Origin of the sequence: Vibrio sp. 10N.222.49.C9 (genome assembly GCF_041474985.1) — a bacterium.
Taxonomy (GTDB): Bacteria; Pseudomonadota; Gammaproteobacteria; order Enterobacterales; family Vibrionaceae; genus Vibrio; species Vibrio crassostreae_C.
This window is the reverse complement of record NZ_JBFRVD010000635.1, coordinates 1-361: the sequence shown is the minus strand read 5'-3', so window position 1 is coordinate 361 and position 361 is coordinate 1. Positions and strand designations below refer to the sequence as shown.

1 protein-coding gene is annotated in these 361 nt (G+C 47.6%); it reads right to left on the bottom strand.

Annotated elements, in window-relative coordinates:
- Window positions 1-361 (bottom strand): hypothetical protein (locus AB4585_RS24825; RefSeq protein ID WP_372171410.1); only part of this gene is annotated, 361 nt, incomplete at both ends.

The window sequence follows — 361 nt, the reverse complement described above, 5'->3', positions numbered from 1 at the left end:
CCTCCAAACATGGAATACTCTGGCACCGCAACACGAGCCTGATGTGAATCTGGATTTCCTACGAAACCCGAATCAACACTCGACTCCGTCATATCAACCCCCATAAATTCCGAGGGTGCAGACACTTCAGTTGCCACTTCCAGTCCGAACGTCGCCTCTAGATTTGACTGCGAAGCCTCCTCTTGATCGGTTACGCCCAAGGCATCAGCAAAGATATCCTCCTCTCGAATTCCTCGCTCCAACTGTTTAATCTTCTTCGCATGACGAAGTTGATTGAACAACTGAGCAATAAGGGCATCTTCTTTCGGATAACTATTAGCTCTGATGAACGTCGCTGGTAACTGGTCAATAACTGCATTGA